At 50.4% G+C, this 1,072-nt stretch carries 1 pseudogene; it reads left to right on the forward strand.

Annotated elements, in window-relative coordinates:
- Positions 1-1,040, forward strand: a pseudogene (locus HMPREF3140_RS18725) (IS3-like element ISKpn1 family transposase); the annotation flags it as partial.
- Positions 1,041-1,072 lie beyond the last annotated feature (32 nt).

Here is a 1,072-nt window from a genome sequence, read left to right on the forward strand (position 1 = left end):
GGTCTTTTAAACATGCAATGCGGACGGCCCGGACAAATGACAAAGCCAAAAAATATCCCACCACTGACAGATAAAGAGCTGGAAAAACTCTCCCCCGAAGAGCTCAGGGCCGAACTGCGTTATCTGCGGGCAGAGAATGCCTATCTAAAAAAGTTGAAAGCCTTGGTTCAGAGCGAAAAAAATGGCAAAAAGCCCTGATAATCAGTGAACTAAGGCATGAACACGCTCTGCGGGACCTTCTGCGGGCGGCCGGTATGTCCCGTAGCACGTGGTATTACAATATGAATGCACTGAAGCAAGGGGACAGGTATGCGGGTCTTAAAGAGAACATCAGGAAGATATACCACTATCACAAAGGTCGTTATGGCTACCGCAGGATCACGCTCGCACTGAGAAAACAGGGGCTGCGGATAAACCATAAAACAGTGCAGCGGCTGATGGCAGAACTGTCACTCCGGTCTGTGATAAGGGCGAAAAAATATCGTGCCTGGAAAGGGAGAACGGGCGAGGCCGCGCCCAATATCCTGAGCCGGAACTTCGGTGCGTCAAAAGCCAACGAAAAATGGGTAACAGATGTGACAGAGTTCCCGGTACAGGGAAAAAAGCTTTACCTATCGTCAGTTCTCGATCTGTTTAACCGGGAGGTTATCGCCTACAGCCTGTCGGAAAGGCCGGTGATGGAGATGGTGAATACGATGCTGGACGGTGCGTTCCCGAAGCTCAGACCGGGAGATGCTCCGCTGCTGCACTCGGATCAGGGCTGGCATTACAGGATGAGGAGCTATCAGGAACGTTTAAAGGCGCATGGGATGACGCAGAGTATGTCGCGTAAAGGAAACTGCCTGGATAATGCAGTGATGGAAAACTTCTTCGGGACCCTGAAATCGGAGTGTTTTTATCTGAGGGAGTTCAGGAGTGTCAGTGCGCTAAGAAAAGCCGTAGAGGACTATATCCATTACTACAACAACGAGCGGATAAGCCTGAAATTAAAAGGCCTGAGTCCGGTAGAGTACCGAACCCAGGCTCTGAGAGCCGCTTAATATGAACCATCCAACTTTATGGGGTCAGTCCA

This window comes from Klebsiella sp. HMSC16A12 (assembly GCF_001808265.1).
Lineage (GTDB): Bacteria > Pseudomonadota > Gammaproteobacteria > Enterobacterales > Enterobacteriaceae > Klebsiella > Klebsiella pneumoniae.